At 68.0% G+C, this 18,507-nt stretch carries 15 protein-coding genes and 1 pseudogene; 12 read left to right on the top strand and 4 right to left on the bottom strand.

Annotated elements, in window-relative coordinates:
* A pseudogene (locus tag JZ791_RS47330) lies at positions 1-173 on the top strand (primosome assembly protein PriA); the annotation flags it as partial.
* Between the two features lie 622 nt (positions 174-795).
* On the opposite strand, the gene JZ791_RS18975 reads toward JZ791_RS47330, so the two are convergent.
* A complete protein-coding gene (locus JZ791_RS18975) occupies positions 796-1,809 on the bottom strand; it encodes a zinc-dependent alcohol dehydrogenase family protein (protein ID WP_216896477.1) in 1,014 nt (337 codons plus the stop codon).
* Positions 1,810-1,891: 82 nt separating this feature from the next.
* Here JZ791_RS18975 and JZ791_RS18970 point away from each other — a divergent pair, with 82 nt between their 5' ends.
* A complete protein-coding gene (locus JZ791_RS18970; protein ID WP_216896476.1) occupies positions 1,892-2,308 on the top strand; it encodes a winged helix-turn-helix transcriptional regulator in 417 nt (138 codons plus the stop codon).
* A gap of 381 nt (positions 2,309-2,689) precedes the next feature.
* Here JZ791_RS18970 and JZ791_RS18965 read toward each other — a convergent pair whose 3' ends face one another.
* Complete coding sequence (locus JZ791_RS18965) at positions 2,690-3,535, bottom strand: SDR family oxidoreductase (protein ID WP_216896475.1); 846 nt, start codon at positions 3,533-3,535, stop codon at positions 2,690-2,692.
* Between the two features lie 76 nt (positions 3,536-3,611).
* On the opposite strand from JZ791_RS18965, the gene JZ791_RS18960 reads away from it, so the two are divergent.
* On the top strand, positions 3,612-4,220 hold the full coding sequence (locus JZ791_RS18960; protein WP_216896474.1) for a TetR/AcrR family transcriptional regulator: 609 nt from the start codon (positions 3,612-3,614) through the stop codon (positions 4,218-4,220).
* A 259-nt stretch (positions 4,221-4,479) separates the two neighbouring features.
* On the opposite strand, the gene JZ791_RS18955 is transcribed toward JZ791_RS18960, so the two are convergent.
* Positions 4,480-5,217, bottom strand: coding sequence for a TetR/AcrR family transcriptional regulator (locus JZ791_RS18955; RefSeq protein WP_308162982.1), 738 nt, complete (start codon positions 5,215-5,217; stop codon positions 4,480-4,482).
* A 69-nt stretch (positions 5,218-5,286) separates the two neighbouring features.
* Between JZ791_RS18955 and JZ791_RS18950 the strand changes: the two genes are divergently transcribed.
* The 6 genes from JZ791_RS18950 to JZ791_RS18925 all read left to right on the top strand — a co-directional run bounded on the left by JZ791_RS18950 (position 5,287) and on the right by JZ791_RS18925 (position 11,805).
* Entirely contained in the window at positions 5,287-6,726 is a 1,440-nt protein-coding gene (locus JZ791_RS18950) for a carotenoid oxygenase family protein (RefSeq protein ID WP_216896473.1), read from the top strand.
* A gap of 149 nt (positions 6,727-6,875) precedes the next feature.
* The gene (locus tag JZ791_RS18945) at positions 6,876-7,541 is read left to right on the top strand and encodes a PadR family transcriptional regulator (RefSeq protein ID WP_216896486.1); all 666 of its coding nucleotides are present in this window, start codon (positions 6,876-6,878) and stop codon (positions 7,539-7,541) included.
* A gap of 73 nt (positions 7,542-7,614) precedes the next feature.
* Positions 7,615-8,604, top strand: a complete 990-nt coding sequence (locus tag JZ791_RS18940; protein ID WP_216896472.1) for an esterase/lipase family protein — start codon at positions 7,615-7,617, stop codon at positions 8,602-8,604.
* 123 nt (positions 8,605-8,727) lie between these two features.
* Positions 8,728-9,312 (top strand): peptide deformylase, encoded by a 585-nt coding sequence (gene def / locus JZ791_RS18935; protein ID WP_216896471.1) that lies wholly within the window; start codon positions 8,728-8,730, stop codon positions 9,310-9,312.
* Positions 9,312-10,235 (top strand): methionyl-tRNA formyltransferase, encoded by a 924-nt coding sequence (gene fmt / locus JZ791_RS18930; protein WP_216896470.1) that lies wholly within the window; start codon positions 9,312-9,314, stop codon positions 10,233-10,235. The genes def and fmt overlap by 1 nt, the downstream gene beginning before the upstream one ends.
* Positions 10,236-10,326: 91 nt before the next feature.
* A complete protein-coding gene (locus JZ791_RS18925) occupies positions 10,327-11,805 on the top strand; it encodes an RsmB/NOP family class I SAM-dependent RNA methyltransferase (protein WP_308162981.1) in 1,479 nt (492 codons plus the stop codon).
* Between the two features lie 48 nt (positions 11,806-11,853).
* Here JZ791_RS18925 and JZ791_RS18920 read toward each other — a convergent pair whose 3' ends face one another.
* Positions 11,854-12,222 carry a DoxX family protein gene (locus JZ791_RS18920; protein WP_308162980.1) on the bottom strand — a complete coding sequence of 123 codons (369 nt, stop codon included), beginning with the start codon at positions 12,220-12,222 and terminating at the stop codon, positions 11,854-11,856.
* A gap of 106 nt (positions 12,223-12,328) precedes the next feature.
* Here JZ791_RS18920 and JZ791_RS18915 point away from each other — a divergent pair, with 106 nt between their 5' ends.
* From JZ791_RS18915 to JZ791_RS18905, 3 genes are all read left to right on the top strand, one after another.
* Entirely contained in the window at positions 12,329-12,688 is a 360-nt protein-coding gene (locus tag JZ791_RS18915; protein WP_216896467.1) for a winged helix-turn-helix transcriptional regulator, read from the top strand.
* 360 nt (positions 12,689-13,048) lie between these two features.
* Positions 13,049-17,026: a Pls/PosA family non-ribosomal peptide synthetase gene (locus tag JZ791_RS18910; RefSeq protein ID WP_254205943.1), complete on the top strand. Its 3,978-nt coding sequence runs from the start codon at positions 13,049-13,051 to the stop codon at positions 17,024-17,026.
* Positions 17,026-18,369: a M1 family metallopeptidase gene (locus JZ791_RS18905; protein ID WP_216896485.1), complete on the top strand. Its 1,344-nt coding sequence runs from the start codon at positions 17,026-17,028 to the stop codon at positions 18,367-18,369. Before JZ791_RS18910 ends, JZ791_RS18905 begins: the two co-directional genes overlap by 1 nt.
* Positions 18,370-18,507: the final 138 nt, after the last annotated feature.

Genomic DNA, 18,507 nt, shown 5'->3' with positions numbered 1-18,507 from the left:
AACCCTTCTCCTCCGGCGAATCCCCCGCCGAGGTAGAACGAATGATCCTACGCACCAGCAGATCCCAAGCCACAGCCCTATCCCGAGCTCTATCCGCCGCCCTGGCCGTCCGCAGCACCCACCGCTCCGACGCCCCCCTCCGCATACAGATAGACCCCATCGACATCGGCTGAGCGCCCGGATACTTCGTGCCCGCGAGTTTGGCGCCCGAAGACCACCTGCTCGGGATCGGACGCCGGGAGCTCGATCCTTCGCCCGCCCAGAATTCCTCGAAGCCGCGGATCGTGACATCCGCCTCGCCGGAGGCCGCCTGCGTCGTACGCCACTCGCCGTACAGGTGACGCAACCGTTCGATCGCGGTCCGCCCCTCGGTGAATGTGTCAGGTAGATCATGGTGGCGTGCCTACACCCTGCCCTTTGGGCCGCCCTGGCCATGTGGAATACCTGTAGCTCGGATATCCCGTTGGGTGCAGATAGACCCATCGATATCGGTTGAGCGCCGGGATATTTCGTGCCCGGGAAGCTGGCGGTCGCATCGACTCGCCAAGTGGGTGCGGGTCTCGCATCTGTCTACCGCATGCTCTGCGGCTCCGGCTGTACGAACCACCCGAGGTCCTTCGCACAGGTAGACCTGCCGACATCGGCTGACCGACGGGGGGACCTGATCGAGGATCCGCTCGGCTTCGGGGTGCGTCGAGCACGGTGCGAGGGATGCTCAGCGGGGCGAGAACTTACCGGCGGCAGCTCGGCGCCGACTTCTCGGCTGACAGAGTGGGCGGTCGCTCGTAGGTTTGGTCAGAAGGTTGGTGTGATGATCACCTTGCCGAGATGGCCTCCGTGGGCGAGGTGGTCGAAGGCGTCGTGCAGTTGGTCGAGGGGGAAGGTTCGGTCTACGGCGGGGCGGATGCGGTGGTGTTCCACTGTTTTGACCAGGGATTCGAAGTCGGTGCGGTTGCCGCCGCGGGCCAGGTGGATGGTTGTGGCGTGCTGGATGGCGGTGAAGACGTCCAGTTCTGCGCGGCGGCCGGCGGCGTAGCCGACCAGGTGGACTCGGCCGCCCATCCGTGTTGCGGCGATGGTGGGGGTCAGGGTTGGGCCTCCGGCGGTGTTGACAGCGACATCGACGCCACCGCCGGAATGGGCGGCCACCCGTGAGGGCCAGTCCGGGGAAGAGTCGGTGGTCAGGACGTGGTCGGCTCCGAGGTCCCGCAATCGATCGGTGTAGCGGTTCGTGCGGGTTACCGCGATCACCCGGGCTCCGGCCGCGGCGGCGAGTTGTATCGCGATGGTCGACACGCCGCCGCTGCCCTGGACCAGGATCGTCTCGTCCGGCCGGAGCCGGTCCAGCTCGAACAGCGAATGCCAGGTCGTGACGCCCGAGACCGGGAGGGTCGCGGCCTCGGCGGGGTCCAGGTGGTCGGGGGCGCGTACGGCCTCGTGTTCGGACAGGCGCATCAGTTCGGTCAGCACCCCGTCGTCCGGGCCGCCGAGCCGACGTGCGATCCGATCGAGGGTGAGGGGGCCGTCGATCCACAGGGGTAGGTAGGTCGGACAGGCGAGGTCGCCGACCCGGAATCGGGTCACGGCCGGGCCGACATGCACGACCTCGCCGACGCCGTCGGACAGCGGCACCAGCGGCGGCGACACTCGAGTGTGGTACTCGCCGCGCATGATCGCCAGATCGCGGTAGTTCACCGCGACTGCTCGCATACGCAGCACGATGTCCCGTTCGCCCGGGATGGGGTCGGGGCGTTCGACCAACCGCAGCGATTCCGGAGCGAAGTCATCCTCGAACTGATATGCGCGCATGCGTTTCTCCTGGCTGCCCGTTACTGGTTGATACGTAGGTCATTCTGGGTACCGTTGGCAGGGTGCGGAAGGAGGGACTTTCATGTCTCCACGGGACATCGAGGTAACCGACCAGGTCATCGACACATGTCCGATCCGGGATCTGCTGGATCAGGTCGGCGGCAAGTGGAGCGTCCAGGTCATCGAGGAACTCGCCGAAGGCCCACGCAGGTTCAGCGAACTGGAACGGTCGATCGAGGGGGTCAGCCGGCGGATGCTCACTCGCACGTTACGTTCACTGGAACGCGACGGGCTCGTCTCCCGGACCGTGTACGCGACCGTCCCGCCATCGGTCGAGTACGCCGTGACACCGCTCGCCACCGACCTGGTCGTACCACTTACCGCACTGGCCGACTGGGCACGTGCCCATCGCGCCGATGTGGCGGCGGCACGCCACGCCTACGACTCGACATATGGCGGGAACGAGCAGCTCGCCGTTCCGGCGGGCAGGCCGTTCTGAGAATTCCTGGCCCCGGTCCAGAGGAGCGTTACCGGGTCACAAAGCCGATCGCAACGTGATCGTTGCCGCCGCGCTCGCCGATGGATTTGGAGGCATCACTCCACCTTTCAGCTCGCGAATGCACGGAAGCTGCGATCCGATGCAGCTCATGATTCGGCGGCGTCGAAAAGCACCCGTGCCGCGCGGCGCATGGTCGTTCAGCTTATCGATGGTGACCTGGCGATCGAGATGTCTTGTGGGCAGCGGCCTTACGCGCCGCCGCATACCGATTCTCATGGCCGCGCCGACATCGTGCACCCTCCGACACGGTGCCGTCAACGCCGCATGCGGGTTCGGTGTGCGGGCAAGGTGCCTCGATCGTCGGAACCGGACCGCGTCTCCTCAGCGGAAGGCGGCGATATTCCGGGCGGCCCAGTCGGAGAAGGGGGTCGCCGACCGGCCGAGCACCGTTTCGATATCGGGGCTGACCAGCTGTTCGTCGGGGGTCGGTGTGCCCAGAATGGACAGGGTGGTCTCCGCGACCGGTTCGGGCATGAACTCCTTCATCGCCGAGAGTGCTCGGGCGCGAGTGAGTTCGGTGAAGGATATCTGCTCGCCGAGTGCGGCCGCGAGGTCGCGGGCCTGTTCGCGCGGGGTGATGGCGACGGGACCGGTGAGGGTATACGCCTTGCCGCTGTGCTCATCGGAACACAGTGCGGCCGCGGCCACCTCGGCAATATCGGACGGATCCACCTGGGGGAGTGCGATATCGCCGAAGGGCCAGTAGATCGCCCGTTGCCCGCGCACCGACTCCGCCCAGGCGAAGGTATTGGCGTAGAAGCCGCCCGGATGCAGAATCGTCGACGTCATATCCGAATCACGCAGTGCCGCTTCGAGTTCTGCCAGCCGCGTGGCCGCAGGATTCGCGGGACGAGTGAGCACCGACTGTGAGGACAGCAGCACCACTCGTCGCACACCGGCCCCCTCGATCGCGCGGACCATCTCGGATGCTGCCGGACCGGTGACGCCCAGTTCCCCGGACAGCAACAGGAACAACGCCTCCCCGCCCGCCGCCGCGGTCGCCAGTCCATCGGGCTCACCGAGGTCCGCGCGACGGTGATCGACCCCCTCGGGCAGCCGGACCGGCTTCTCGCCCCGTGACACGGCCACCACCTTCTCGCCCGCCCCGGCCAGCGCCCGCACGAGGGCGCTGCCGACATTGCCGGTCGCTCCGGTCACCACAATCATCGTTTCACTCCTGAGTTAGTTGGCTGACTAAATCGACCATACGGCAGGTTCGCCGAGCGTGTCTATAGTTAGTTGTATGACTAACTCAGTCGACGGGCGGCGTACTGGCAAGCGGGAGCGACTGGCCGACGCCGCGGCGCGTGTGTTCCACGAGCAGGGCGTCGAGAAAACGACCATCGCCGATATCGCGCGGGTCGCCGACGTGCCGGTCGGCAACGTCTACTACTACTTCAAAACCAAGGATCAGCTGGTACATGCGGCGATCGGCGCGCACGAGCAGACCCTGAACCAGATCATCGAGGCACTCGAACGCATCGAGACCCCGGCCGAGCGGCTGAAGGAGTTGGTGCGCGGCTGGGTCGGGCACAGTGAGATCGCGGCGCGATTCGGTTGCCCCTCCGGCACATTGGCGGCCGAACTGGACAAGCGCGCCGACGGGCTGGATCGCGAACTCGCACAGGTGATGCGCCGCCTGATCGACTGGACCCAGACGCAGTTCGCCGCCATGGGCCGCAACGACGCCGCCGAGCTCGCCGTCGCATTGATCGCCGCCTACCAGGGAATCTCGTTGCTCACCAACACCTTCCGCGATCCGGAGCTGATGGCCGTCGAGGGGCGGCGCCTGGAGCGATGGATCGACTCGCTGGCGGCGGAACCGGCCGGAACGCCGAACAACTTGATGTGAGCCCCGGCCTATCGCTCCATCTTGTCGCCCCGAACGTCGGTTCGCGGACGAACCGGACCGAGAATGCGCCGAACGGCCGGTTCGCCATTCGGGTGGTGGTGCGGAGTCGGCTCGCAGAGTGCGGTTTCGGTGTGGCGGCTGCGCGCGGACGGTCGTGGGCATGGGAGAACCGGCCTCCCGCTGCATTCTTCGGGCCCAATAGCCGGAAACCAGAGTCTCGAGGCGGAAAAATGCAGCGATAGGCCGGGCAGACAGCGGTTTACTGTTCGGTGGCGGCACTGGTTTCCTCGGTCGGCCGGTAACTCGATTCGGCGGGCCCGCTGCCGAATTCGTTCGCGACCGCCTGCCACGCTCGCTCGGCCGACAGCTCGAGTTCCTCCCGCTTCGTCCCCATGCCCACGAGTAGGTCGTGCGTGGCCGGTCCTAGTACGGCAGTGACGGCCTGCCCCTGCTCGCCCAGGTTTCCGGTGAGTTCCAGCAGTACGACCCCGTGGATCAGCCCCCAGATGCGTGCCGCCACCTGACGTGCCGGATCCGCGCGGATGCGACCGGCGTCGATCATCCGCTGCACGGCGGTGACCAGCTGGTCGTACGCCGCGGTCGCGGGATCCGAGTCCTCGGGCTCGGCGGTGACGTCCAGCACTGATTCGGCGCGCAGCGCGGTGAGCCCGAACATCAGCCGATACCGCTGCGGGTTGTCCAGTGCGTACCGGCGATAGGCGACGCCCATCGCCAGGAAGTCGGCTACCGGATCCTCGGTCGGCGGGACGCTGCCCAGCGCGGCGCCGAATCGGACGAACGACTCGCCCGCGATCGCCCACAGCAGCCCGGGCATGCCGTCGAAATGCGTGTAGACGGTCATCGTCGACGCACCCACCTCGGCGGCCACCCGACGGGCCTGCAAAGCCTCGGGTCCGACCTCCTCCAGAAGCCGAATCCCCGCCTCGATCAAATCGTTTCGCATCTCCGCAGCCGTGCGGCGGGTTCGGGAACTCACGCTTGCGCCACCTCCATAACACGGTTATTCTAGCCAACATAACGTTGTTATCCTACTTGGGAGCCTCTCATGGGCAATCGCTATCTCGAGGGTGGCTTCGCCCCCCTCCAGCAAGAATTCACGCTCACGGATCTGCCGGTCGCCGGCACGATCCCCGAACATCTCGACGGCAGGTACCTGCGCAACGGCCCGAACCCGGTCGGCGAACTGGATCCGGCCCTCTACCACTGGTTCATCGGCGACGGCATGGTGCACGGCATCCGCATCCGCGACGGTAAGGCCGAGTGGTACCGCAACCGCTGGGTGCGCGGGCCGCAGACCTCCCGTGCGCTGGGTGAGCAGCCGATCGTCGGCCTCGGCGACGTGCCGGGCACCGCGATCGGCGCCAACACCAACGTCATCGGCCATGCCGGGCGCACCCTGGCGATCATCGAGGGCGGCGGGCCCGCGATCGAACTCACCGACGAACTCGACACGGTCGCGCTGTGCGATTTCGACGGCACCCTCACCGGCGGCTACACCGCGCACCCCAAACGCGACCCCGAGACCGGCGAACTGCACGCGGTGTCGTACTCGTTCCGGCGCGGAAATACCGTGCAGTACTCGGTGATCGGCGTCGACGGGCGCGCGCGGCGAACCGTGGACGTCCACGTCGGCGGGTCCCCGATGATGCACGACTTCTCGCTCACCGAGAACTACGTGATCTTCTACGATCTGCCCGTCACCTTCGACGCCGAGATCGCCACCGAGCTCACCGTGCCGCGCGCGCTGCGGCTGCCCGCCCGGCTGATGCTCTCGGCGCTCGTCGGCCGGGTCAAGATCCCCAGCCCGCCGGTGGGAAATGACACCGCGCCCAAGCTGGATCGCCGGATGCCCTACACCTGGAATCCTAAATACCAAGCGCGCGTGGGAGTTATGCCGCGTACGGGTGGCGACGCCGACGTGCGGTGGTTCGACATCGACCCCTGCTACGTCTTCCATCCGATGAACGCCTACGAGGACGACGGCGTGATCGTGCTCGACGTGGTCCGTTATCCGACGATGTTCGAGCCCGGGCATCGCGGCCCGTCGGGGCCGGCGACGCTGGATCGCTGGGAGGTCGATCTGTCCTCGAACAAGGTGCGCCAGAACAGGATCGACGATCGCCCCCAGGAGTTCCCGCGCGTGGACGAGCGCTTGGTCGGCAGGCGGCACCGCTACGGGTACGCGCCCGCGGTCGGCGGCAATCTGGAGGGTGGCGCGACGTTGTTCAAGCACGACTTCCACGCGGGCTCCACCGCGACTCGTGCCTTCGGCGCCGGAAAACAGCTGGGGGAGTTCGTCTTCGAGCCCAGTTCGCCCGACGCCGCCGAGGACGACGGCGTGCTGATGGGTTTCGTCTACGACGCGCCCACCGACCGCAGCGAGCTGGCGATCCTCGATGCGCAGACCCTCGAGACAGTGGCGAGCATCGCGCTGCCGCATCGGGTGCCGACCGGATTCCACGGCAACTGGGTTTCCGCGAACTGAGCCTGGCCGAGCCAGGCTGATACCAGCCGACCGGACAAAGGCGTCCGGTCGGTTCGTGTGCTGCCTCACTCTTGCAGAAGATGCATTGTCGATATATCGTCGATGGTGTCATCGTAAGAACAAGCCTGAGGAGGCTAGCCATGGAAAACATGGAGAATTTCGAAATGCGCGGTCGCCGTCGCGGCCCGCGCCCCAGTGGGGATCCGCGATTCGGCGGATTCGGTCCCGGCGGTCGCGAAAACCTGCGCCGTCACCCGCACGGTCGTGGACTCGGTCCCGATTTCGGGCCGTTCGGCGGGGACTTCGGTCCGGGGTTCGGTCGCGGTTTCGCCCGTGGTCGCGGCCGGGGTGGTCGCGGTCGCCGCGGCGACGTCCGTGCGGCGATCCTGCTGCTGTTGCAGGAGGGTCCGATGCACGGATACGAGCTCATCCAGCAGATCCGCAAGCGTTCCAGTGACGTCTGGCGGCCCAGCCCGGGTTCGATCTACCCGGCCCTGTCGCAGCTCGAGGACGAGGGTCTGGTGATCATCGAGAAGGTGTCCGGGCGCAAGAACGCCCAGCTCACCGATTCGGGGTTGGAGTACGTGCAGACCCATCGTGAGGAACTCGGCGATCCGTGGCAGGAGGTCCGCGACGGTGTCGGGGATCAGGCCCTGGATCTGCGCGAACTGGTCGGTCAGCTGATGGGCGCTGTCGCACAGGTCGCCCGCGCGGGTTCGCCCGAGCAGGCGGAGAAGGCCGCCGAGGTGCTCACCGAGGCACGGCGGTCGTTGTACCGGATCCTCGCCGACGACGACGAGACCGGCGATAAGTGAAACCCTCTAAATCGGGTGCTGAAAGGCGGTGTGGTAGCACCGCTTTCCCGTCCGGTTACGAGATGATCATGAAATGCAGGGGAATCGTTCACCAAGGGGGAGCCGGGCGGTCGCGGCCGCGGCGCTGGCGGGCGCGCTGACATTCGGCGCGTCCGCTTCGGCGCAGCCACCCGAGTACCGCCTACCGCTGGTCCCGACCGAACAGGGGCCGCGTCAGTCGGACCATTTCGGCGCGAGCCGGTATCAGAAGACTCATCCCTACGTGACGCCGCTGGGCACCAACGATTTCACGTGCCGCCCCACCACCGACAAACCCCGTCCGGTGATCCTGGCGCACGGCACCGACGCCTCGTCCTATTCCGACTGGTCGATGATCGGCCCGCAGCTGGCCGAGGCCGGATTCTGCGTCTTCACGCTGGATTACGGCGGTAAGCCGGGGGCGGTCACCTTCGGCACCCAGGATCTGTGGCTCTCCTCGCGCCAGATCGGTGAATTCGTCGATCGCGTGCTGACCGTGACCGGGGCCCGCCGGGTCGATCTGGTCGGATTCTCGCAGGGAGCGGTCGTGACCAGGTACTACGTCAACAAGCTCGGCGGCGCGTCGAAGGTGGGGAAGTGGGTGGGGCTGGCCTCGCCGAGTCATGGGGGAAGCATGTACGGACTGGTGCCGCTGGCGGACGCACTGCCCGCGCTGTGGCCGGTGTACCAGGATCTGACCTCGCTGGCCGTGGTGCAGCAGGCGCAGGGCTCGCGGTTCATGCGTGAACTCGACGCCGGCGGCGACACCGTCCCCGGCGTGGACTACACCACCATCGGCAGTCGCGTCGACGAGATGATCCAGCCGTTCACCACCATGGCGCTGCGTGGCCGGGGTGCGCACAACCTCGTCCTACAGGATCTGTGCCCGATCGATCTGACCGGGCACTTCCACATGGTGTACGACCCCTACGTCCAGCAACTGCTGCACAACGTGCTGGACCCGGGCCATCCGCGCCGCCCGGACTGCCGATTCGTGCCGCTGGGAACGGGGATTCCGGAGGCGATTCTGGGCGCGCACTCCTGAGCGCGGCGAGGGAACCATTGAACACAGCACGGTCCGTCGCGGCGGAGCCGAGCGCCAGCGACGCGGAGCTGTGACGGATCCGTAAAATGAGACGACCGTATCCGTGTGTGTAGGGGAGTTGTCGTGACCGTCCAGCCCGTTCGCCTTTTCGGCGACCCCGTTCTGCGAGCCCGAGCCGACGAGGTCGCGGCCTTCGACAAGGACGTGAGTCAGCTGGTCGCCGACCTGACCGACACCATGCGCGCCAGCGGCGGCGTCGGGATGGCGGGGCCGCAGATCGGCGTCGGATCGCGGGTGTTCGTCTATGACACCGTCCAGGCCGCGCGCGCGGGTACGCCCCGGGCCGGACACCTGATCAACCCGACATACGAGGTGATCGGCGACGAGACGCAGACCGGGATCGAGGGTTGCCTGTCGATTCCGGGCCTGCGATACGACGTCACCCGCGCCCTGCGGGTGATCGCCAGGGGCGTGGACATGCGCGGCGAACCGGTGGAATTCGAGGCCGAGGGGTTGCTCGCGCGCTGCGTGCAGCACGAGACCGACCATCTGGAGGGTGTGTTGTATCTGGAGCGGCTGGATCAGGCGACCCGCAAGCAGGCCATGCGGGCGGTGCGGGAATCGGAGTGGTTCACCACGGGCAAGACGGTGATGTCGGCGGCCGAGGTGCTGGACTCCCGTCCGGCCGCCGCGGGTCAGGAGCGTTGATGCGCCTGGTCTTCGCCGGGACGCCCGAGCCCGCGGTGCCGTCGCTGCGCCGGTTGCTCGACTCGTCGCGACACGAGGTGGTCGCGGTGGTGACCCGTCCGGACGCGGTCGCGGGACGGGGACGCAAACTGTCCCGCTCGCCGGTCGGTCAGCTGGCCGATGAGCACGGCATCCCGGTGCTCACCCCGCACAAGCCGTCCGAGCCCGAATTCGTCGCCCAGCTCACCGAACTGGCCCCCGACTGCTGCCCGGTGGTGGCGTACGGCGCGCTGCTGCCGCAGTCGGTGCTGGACATTCCGAAGCACGGCTGGGTGAATCTGCACTTCTCGCTGCTGCCGGCGTGGCGTGGCGCCGCACCCGTGCAGGCGGCGATCCTGTCCGGGGACGAGATCACCGGCGCGTGCACCTTCCGCATCGAGAAGGGCCTGGACACCGGGCCGGTGTACGGCGTGGTCACCGAGCGGATCGGGGTCACCGACACCTCCGGTGAACTGCTCGGTCGGCTTGCGGAATCCGGTGCGCGCCTGCTGGACTCGACGATGGACGGCATCGGGGACGGGGTGCTGCAGGCCGTCCCGCAGGCCGCCGAGGGCGCCTCGTACGCGCCGAAGGTGGATGTGGAGGCCGGACACGTGCGCTGGGACCAACCGGCGCTGGCGATCGGCCGCCGCATCCGCGCGGTCACCCCCGCCCCCGGGGCCTGGACCGAACTCGACGGTAAACGCCTCAAACTCGGTCCGGTATCCCTGGTCGAGGAGGCATTGCCCCCGCGCACCATCGAAATCCGCAAATCCGGCGTCTACGTGGGCACCGCCACCACCGCCGTGCGCCTGGACCAGGTCCAGCCCCCGGGCAAACGCATGATGGCGGCATTGGATTGGGCCCGTGGTGCGCGTCTGGAGCCGGGCACGGTGCTCGGTTAACGGTTCTTCAAAACCTAGCGAAAGGCACCGACATGCCCGCTCGACAACTCTTCCACCACCTGACCGTGGCGGTTTCCGAGGTGAAATCCTGGTGACCAGCCCAGAACGGGGACGACACAGGGATAAGTCGGGTGCCGCCGGTAAGTCCGGCGGACGACGGCAAGGCGCGACTCGCGATGGCGCTGCGGCTGGAGACGGGCAACGACGGTCGAACAGTGGCTCGAGGGGTCGCCCCGCCTCGATCGATGCGCCTCGGGAGGTGGCGCGGGATGTGCTGCGGGCGGTTCGGGAGCGGGATGCGTATGCGAATCTCGTGTTGCCCAAGTTGCTTCGGGAGCGGCGGGTTTCGGGGCGGGATGCGGCGTTCGCTACCGAGTTGACCTATGGAGCATGCCGGTCGCTCGGGTTGCTGGACGCGGTGATCGGGGCGTGTGCGGGGCGGACGGTCGAGGAGATCGACGGCGGGCTGCTGGATGTGTTGCGGCTGGGGGTGTATCAGCTGTTGCGGACCCGGGTCGGGGCGCATGCGGCGGTGGATACTTCGGTGGAGTTGGCGCGGGCCGCATTCGGTTCGGGGCGGGCCGGTTTCGTGAACGCGGTGCTGCGGCGGGCCGGCGAGCGGAGCCCCGAGGAGTGGGTGGAGGAGCTCGCGCCGCGGGATCCGGTGGGGCACATGGCCTTCGAATACGCGCATCCGATCTGGATCGCTCAAGCATTCGCCGATGCGCTTGGCGCGGAGGCCGGTGAGCTGCGCGAGCTGCTGGCCGCGGACGACGAACGTCCGTCCGTCCATCTCGTCGCTCGTCCCGGTGCGATCACGGCCGAGGAACTGGCCCTGGTCACCGGGGGCGAGCAGGGTCGCTGGTCACCGTACTCGGTCTATCTCGACGGTGGCGACCCGGGTGATCTGGAACCGGTGCGCGAGGGGCTGGCCGGAGTGCAGGACGAGGGCAGTCAGTTGGTGGCGCTGGCGCTCACCCGTGCCGAACTGCTCGGCCCCGACACCGGGCGCTGGCTGGATCTGTGCGCAGGCCCCGGCGGTAAGGCGGCCCTGCTGGGCTCACTGGCCGATATCGACGGCTTCCACATAGACGCGGTCGAACCCGCCGAACACCGCGCCGAGCTGGTCCGCAAGACTACTCGCGATCTCCCGGTGACGATTCACGTCGCCGACGGCCGTGACAGTGGCCTGACCCCCGGCTATGACCGCATCCTGGTCGACGCTCCCTGCACCGGCCTGGGCGCCCTGCGTCGCCGTCCGGAGGCCCGCTGGCGGCGCACCCCGGCCGACGTCCGCGACCTCACCGTCCTGCAGCGCGAACTGCTCACCGCCGCATGGGATCTGCTGCGACCTGGCGGTGTGGTCGTCTACTCCACGTGCTCGCCGCATCTGCCGGAAACGGTGGCCGTCGTCGCCGATGCGGTCCGTCGCACCGGCGCGGAACAACTCGATTCCCGCGAACTACTTCCTGGCGTAACAGATCTGGGCGAGGGCCCCAGCGCGCAGCTGTGGCCGCATCGCCATGGTACGGATGCCATGTTCCTGGCGGCGCTGCGTAAGCCCATGTAACCACCTGTGCCGCGATTACCTTGCGGCACAGGTGTATGAGCGAGCGGCTCAGCTCACGAATCGGCCGATCGCGACGAAGGCCGCGAGCAGCAGGAGAATCACGTTGGCGGGCAGGGGTTGCCGTTCGTTGCGGCTCAGATGTATACGCAGTGCCAGGATCTGCACGATGACCAGGCCGACCGCGGCGATCGGGGTCAGGATGCGGGCGATACCGGTCGCCTCGGGCAGGATCAGGCCGAGCGCGCCGAGGATCTCGATCGCGCCGACGGCCTTCACGGTCGCGTCCGAGTTGTCTTTCATCCAGTCGAGCCGACCCGTCGCCACGAGTTGCTCGCGCGTCCGGATGAGCTTGAGCCCACCCGCGGCCAGATAGACGAGTGCGAGCAGAACCTGCACGATCCAGAGTGCGACGTTCACGGTAATCCCCAATCCTTACTATTTGTGCGGTAGCCACATCGTGTGTCAGTACTGGGCCGGCGGCAAAAGGCACATCGATGTGTGTATCCAGGAAGGAGACCTTGGTATGACGCACATCACAAGAAAGATTACGCGGATACCGGAGGGCGGCGCGGTCCGCGAGGTGCTCGATCGCATCGGCGACAAGTGGAGCCTGCTGCTCATCGGCACACTGCGTGACGGTCCGATGCGATTCGGCGAACTGGAGCAGACCGTGGAGGGCATCTCGCAGCGGATGCTCACCCTGACGCTCAAACGCCTGGTCGAAGACGGCCTGGTCGACCGCACGGCCTACGCCGAGGTGCCACCCCGAGTCGAATACGAGCTGACCGAACTCGGCCGGACCCTGCTGCCGATGGTGATCTCTCTCGCCGAGTGGGCCATGGCGCACCACGAGGAGATCAACGCCAACCGCACGTCACGGTAGGGCGCGACGGACGTCATGGCCGCGCGCCGCGGATCGGCGCGTGGCGGTGGCCGCAGGTCGGCCCTGGTCGGAGGCGGGTGCCGGGTCTGGGACAATGGGTGCGGTGAATCGGGCGATTCGCCTCGGTGGTGTGGTCGTATCGAAGGTGTTGCGAACCGAAGGGTCGTGTTTGCGCATCGGTAACCCTGATATGAGACAACGGTCGGTAGAGGCCGAGTGCGGCGGGAAGGCGGGCGGTACGTGACGTTGCAGTCGGAGGTATCGGGACAGGAGGCGTCCCGGGCCGAGCCACAGGTATCGGTGACCTCGCCGCTGCTGCGATCCACGCAGGCCCCACCGGCCCGCACGCTGGTCGACATCCTGACCGCGACCGCGCGGGAGTTTCCGGACGCGCCGGCCATCGACGACGGCACCGACGTGCTCAGCTATGCCGAATTACTCGCCGAGGTGGACGACACCGCGGATCGGCTGCGCGCGGCAGGTGTGCGCGCGGGCGACCGGGTAGGGGTGCGGATCCCGTCGGGGACCGCCGAGCTGTACGTCACCATCCTGGGGGTGCTGTACGCCGGGGGCGCGTACGTGCCCGTGGACGCCGACGATCCGGATGAACGCGCGCAGTTGGTCTTCGGCGAGGCGCGGGTGAGCGCGATCGTGACAGCCGACGGAATCGCCGCGACCGAGTTCGGGGGTGCGTCCCGGTCGAAGGGCATCGTTCGGTCCTCGGATCCCGTGCGGGGGACGAGTCTGGTTCGCCTGTCCGACAGCGTCCCGGTCTCCGACACTCCCGGCTTGTCCGAGTCCGCCCGGCTGGCGGCCGACGCCGCCCGCTTGGCGGCCGACGCCGCCCGCCTCGCCGCGGCCGTCCGCGCGGCCTCCGACAGCGCTCACGCGGCGTTGCCGACCCCCGATAACGACGCCTGGATCATCTTCACCTCCGGCTCCACCGGCACACCCAAGGGTGTGGCGGTGACGCATCGCAACGCGGCCGCCTTCGTCGACGCCGAGGCGCGGATATTCCTGCGGGACAATCCGATCGGACCGGGCGACCGGGTGCTGGCCGGGCTGTCGGTCGCATTCGACGCCTCGTGTGAGGAGATGTGGCTGGCCTGGCGGCACGGTGCGTGCCTGGTGCCCGCGCCGCGCGCCCTGGTGCGCAGCGGGATGGATCTGGGTCCGTGGCTGGTGCGCCGGACGATCAGCATCGTCTCGACGGTGCCGACCCTGGCCGCGATGTGGCCCGCCGAGGCGTTGGATGCCGTGCGGCTGTTGATATTCGGCGGTGAGGCGGTCCCGCCCGAACTGGCCGAACGTCTGGCGAATGCGGGCGGGCGCGAGCTGTGGAACACCTACGGCCCCACCGAGGCCACCGTCGTGGCCTGTGCCGCGCAGCTGACCGGAGAAGGGCCGGTGCGGATCGGCCTGCCGCTGGACGGCTGGGATCTGGCGGTGGTCGACGCGGCCGGTAAACCGGTGGCGGAGGGTGAATCCGGCGAACTCGTCATCGGCGGCGTCGGACTGGCCCGCTACCTCGACCCGGCCAAGGACGCCGAAAAGTACGCCCCCATGCCGAGTCTGGGCTGGGAGCGCGCCTATCGCAGCGGTGACCTGGTCCGCAACGAGGCCGCCGGGTTGATCTTCCTGGGCCGCGCCGACGATCAGGTGAAGATCGGCGGTCGGCGCATCGAACTCGGTGAGATCGATACCGCGCTGCAGAACCTGCCCGGCGTCAGCGGCGCGGCCGTCGCGGTGCGAACCACGCAGGCGGGCAACAAGATTCTGGTCGGCTACCTCGCCAGCACCGATCCGGACTTCGACCCGGTGAAAGCCCGTGCCGTACTGGCCGATCAGCTGCCCGCCGCGCTGGTGCCCCGGCTGGCCGTGCTGGACGAGCTGCCGACGCGCACCTCCGGCAAGGTCGACCGCAACGCGCTGCCCTGGCCGCTGCCCGGAAGCTCCCAGCAGGAGCAGGTGTCCTCGGATCTCGACGGCACCGCGTACTGGCTCGCCGGACTGTGGAATTCGATCCTCGGCGCCGAGATCACCGGCCCGAACGCCGACTTCTTCGATCTGGGCGGCGGATCCCTGTCGGCCGCACAGCTGGTCACCGCCCTGCGCGAGCGGTTCTCGGAGGTGACCGTCGCGGACCTGTACGACCATCCGCGCCTGGGCGCGCTCGCCGAGCACCTGGACGCCGCGGCGCCCGCCGCCGTCGTGGTGCCCCGCGAGGTGAAACCCACACCGCGCCAGGCGCAATGGGCGCAGATCCTGACCTCGGTGCCGCTGACCACCCTGACCGGTCTGCAGTGGGTGACCTGGCTCGGCATCGTCAGCAGTATCGCCGGCTGGTCCGGATCGCTGCCGTGGCTGCCCGTGCTGTCGTGGTGGTGGCTGCTGATCGGCTTCATCCTGTTCATCACTCCTTTGGGGCGCATGGGAATCTGCGTGGTCGGAGCCCGCGTACTGCTGTTCGGTGTGCGGCCCGGAACCTATCCGCGCGGCGGCTCGGTACATCTGCGCCTGTGGACCGCCGTGCGCCTGTCCGAGGCCAGCGGCGCGGAAAACCTGTCCGGCGCACCGTGGATGGTGCCGTACGCGCGGGCGCTGGGCGCTCGGATCGGCCGGGGCGTCGACCTGCACACCCTGCCCCCGGTGACCGGCATGCTCGATCTCGGCGACGGATGCAGCATCGAGCCAGAGGTGGACCTGTCCGGGCACTGGATCGACGGCGATCTGGTGCATATCGGACCCATCAGGATCGGCGCGGGCGCGGTGATCGGCTCGCGCTCCACGCTGCTGCCGGGCGCGGTGATCGGTAAGAACGCCGTCGTCGCGCCGGGTTCCGCGGTCGTGGGCAAGGTCAAGTCGGGGCAGGAATGGGCGGGTTCGCCCGCGGTGAAGGTCGGCAAGGCGGAGTATCCGTGGCCGCGCCAGACCCCGGCCAAGGCCGTGCACTGGGTGTTCGTGTTCGCACTGACCTCGATGGCGTTGGCGGCCATGCCGATCCTGGGCCTGGCCTCCGGAGGCGTGTTGCTGGCGTGGTGGATTCGCGACGACCGCACCGTGGCCGCCGCTCTCGGGCACGCCTTCGCGATGCTGCCGGTCGCGACGCTGCTGAGCCTGGCGGTGTTCGCCGTGGCCACGCTGGTGGCCGTGCGGCTGCTGAGTATCGGCCTGCGTGAGGGGTACTACCCGGTCCGCGGCCGGGTCGGCTGGCAGGTGTGGGCCACCGAGCGGCTCATGGATTCCGCCCGCACGTTCCTGTTCCCGCTGTACGCCAGCCTGCTGACGCCCGTCTGGCTGCGAATGCTGGGCGCGGACATCGGCCGCGGCGTCGAGGCGTCCACGGTGCTGCTGCTGCCGAAGTTCACCACCGTCGCCGACGGCGCGTTCCTGGCGGACGACACGATGATCGCCAGTTACGAATTGGGCGGCGGCTGGATGCGGATCGGCGCCGCGAAGGTCGGCAAGCGCGCGTTCCTGGGCAACTCCGGGATGGCCGCGGCGGGCCGCCGGGTGCCGAAGAACGGTCTGGTGGCGGTGCTGTCGGCCGCACCGGAAAAGGCGAAGGCGGGATCCTCGTGGCTGGGCAGTCCGCCGGTTCGGTTGCGCCGCACCGCCGGTGACTCCGGCACCGAGCGCACCTTCGATCCGTCGGGGCGACTGCAGCTCGCGCGCGCCGGCGTCGAGACGTGCCGGCTGATCCCGGTCGTGGTGACCTTCGGCATCGGGCTGGGCGTGCTGTTCGTGCTGGCCTACGCGGCGGCGACGATCGGATACTGGTTCGCCGCACTGATATCCGGTCTGGTGCTGATGGCCGCCGGCGCGTTCGCGGGCCTGGCCGCGGTGGCGGCGAAATGGCTGCTGGTCGGGCGGATCGAGAAGGTAGAACATCCGCTGTGGAGTTCGTTCGTGTGGCGCAACGAGGTCTCGGACACGTTCGTGGAAACCGTTGCCGCGCCGTGGTTCGCGCGCGCGGCCACCGGCACGGCGGTGATGAACCTGTGGCTGCGTGGTCTGGGTGCGCATATCGGACGCGGGGTGTGGTGCGAATCGTATTGGCTGCCCGAGGCCGATCTGGTGACCCTGGGCGACGGCGCGACCGTGGAACGGGGGTGCGTCGTACAGACTCACCTGTTCCATGATCGGATCATGTCCATGGATACCGTGATCCTCGAACCAGGGGCGACGCTGGGGCCGCACTGTGTCGCGCTGCCCGCCGCCCGGATCGGCGTGAGTGCGACGGTCGGTCCGGCCTCGCTGGTGATGCGCGGCGATACGGTACCCGATTTCACTCGCTGGCAGGGCAATCCGATCGCGCCGTGGCAGGGACGCCGCTGATGGCGGAGAAGTTCTACGAGTTACCCATCGATGAGTATCTACCGCAGAACGGTAATCGCGGCTACCGGGTGTCACGCTATGAGCTGGAGCTCGTGTACAAGGTGGCGAGCAACCGGCTGTCGGGCCGGGCGGAGATCACTGCCGTGACCACCGCGGTGCAGCAGCGGTTCTCGCTGGATCTGTCCCAATCACTGGGCGTCACCAAGGTTTTGGTGAACGGTGCGAAGGCCGCGAAGTACGCGCATCAGCGCGGCAAACTGACCGTTACACCGGCACAGAAGATTCCGGCGGGTGGCGTGCTGGCGGTCGTGGTGCAGTACTCCGGCACGCCCACTCCGGTGCGTGGCCCGTGGGGCGAGGTCGGCTGGGAGGAGCTCACCGAGGGCGCGCTGGTGGCCAGCCAGCCCAACGGCGCGGCCTCCTGGTTCCCCTGCGACGACCATCCCAGCAGCAAGGCGAGCTACCGGATCTCGATCACCACCGAGTCGCCGTATTACGCGGTGGCCAACGGGAAGTTGCTGCGCAAGCAGACCAAGGCCAGCCAGACCACGTGGGTGTACGACCAGCCCGAACCGATGGCGACCTATCTGGCGACCATTCAGATCGGCCCGTACAACAAGTACCGGGTCGGCTCGGCGCACGACGAGGTGCCGATGAACACGATCATGCCCTCGCGCCTGCGCGCGCGGTTCGACCACGATTTCGGCCGGCAGCCGGAGATGATGGCGGAATTCCGGAAGCTGTTCGGGCCGTATCCTTTCGAGTCGTACACGGTCGTGATCACCGATGACGATCTGGAGATACCGATCGAGGCGCAGGGCATATCGATCTTCGGCGCGAATCACTGCGACGGTCGTCGCGGCGCCGAACGCCTTGTGGCGCACGAACTCGCGCACCAGTGGTTCGGCAACAGCCTGACCGTGGGGCAGTGGCGCGACATCTGGCTGCACGAGGGCTTCGCCTGTTACGCGGAATGGCTGTGGTCGCAGGCGGGCGGCGGCGCCACGGCCGACCAACTGGCCCGGGCGGCACGCCAAAACCTTTCTCGCGCACCGCAGGACATCGTCGTCGGCGATCCGGGGCCGCAGCTGATGTTCGACGACCGCGTCTACAAGCGCGGCGCCCTGACCCTGCACAGCCTGCGCCTCGCGCTGGGCGACCCGGCATTCTTCGCGCTGCTGTGGGATTGGACCACGCGGTACCGGCACTCCACCGTATCGGCCGAGGAATTCATCGACCTGGCAGGCCATTTCTCCCCGGTCTCCCTACGGCCGATCTTCGATCGCTGGCTGTACGACCAACCGCTACCGGAGCTACCACCCGCCGTCGGCGCGACAGGCTGAGTAATCCGCAGCGCTCGCGCCCGGCATTCCTGGGGCGTGCACTGTCTGTTGTGCAATTGGTTTCGATGGATCTCGGCCCAAAGCATGGCGGGTTGACGGTGGGGTCGTGGGATGTGGTTCTGCTCGAGTTGGTCGGGC

The organism is Nocardia alni (assembly GCF_019038435.1).
GTDB classification, from domain to species: Bacteria; Actinomycetota; Actinomycetes; order Mycobacteriales; family Mycobacteriaceae; genus Nocardia; species Nocardia alni.
The sequence above is the reverse complement of the archived record's forward strand: the minus strand, read 5'-3'. Positions and strand labels throughout refer to the sequence as shown.

What these genes read in the sequence shown, in the direction of transcription:
- JZ791_RS18975 (WP_216896477.1), bottom strand. Translation starts at nt 1,809, where the DNA reads ATGCGCGCATATCAGTTCGAGGATGACTTCGCTCCGGAATCGCTGCGG.
- JZ791_RS18970 (WP_216896476.1), top strand. Translation starts at nt 1,892, where the DNA reads ATGTCTCCACGGGACATCGAGGTAACCGACCAGGTCATCGACACATGT.
- JZ791_RS18965 (WP_216896475.1), bottom strand. Translation starts at nt 3,535, where the DNA reads ATGATTGTGGTGACCGGAGCGACCGGCAATGTCGGCAGCGCCCTCGTG.
- JZ791_RS18960 (WP_216896474.1), top strand. Translation starts at nt 3,612, where the DNA reads ATGACTAACTCAGTCGACGGGCGGCGTACTGGCAAGCGGGAGCGACTG.
- JZ791_RS18950 (WP_216896473.1), top strand. Translation starts at nt 5,287, where the DNA reads ATGGGCAATCGCTATCTCGAGGGTGGCTTCGCCCCCCTCCAGCAAGAA.
- JZ791_RS18945 (WP_216896486.1), top strand. Translation starts at nt 6,876, where the DNA reads ATGGAGAATTTCGAAATGCGCGGTCGCCGTCGCGGCCCGCGCCCCAGT.
- JZ791_RS18940 (WP_216896472.1), top strand. Translation starts at nt 7,615, where the DNA reads ATGCAGGGGAATCGTTCACCAAGGGGGAGCCGGGCGGTCGCGGCCGCG.
- fmt (WP_216896470.1), top strand. Translation starts at nt 9,312, where the DNA reads ATGCGCCTGGTCTTCGCCGGGACGCCCGAGCCCGCGGTGCCGTCGCTG.
- JZ791_RS18915 (WP_216896467.1), top strand. Translation starts at nt 12,329, where the DNA reads ATGACGCACATCACAAGAAAGATTACGCGGATACCGGAGGGCGGCGCG.
- JZ791_RS18905 (WP_216896485.1), top strand. Translation starts at nt 17,026, where the DNA reads ATGGCGGAGAAGTTCTACGAGTTACCCATCGATGAGTATCTACCGCAG.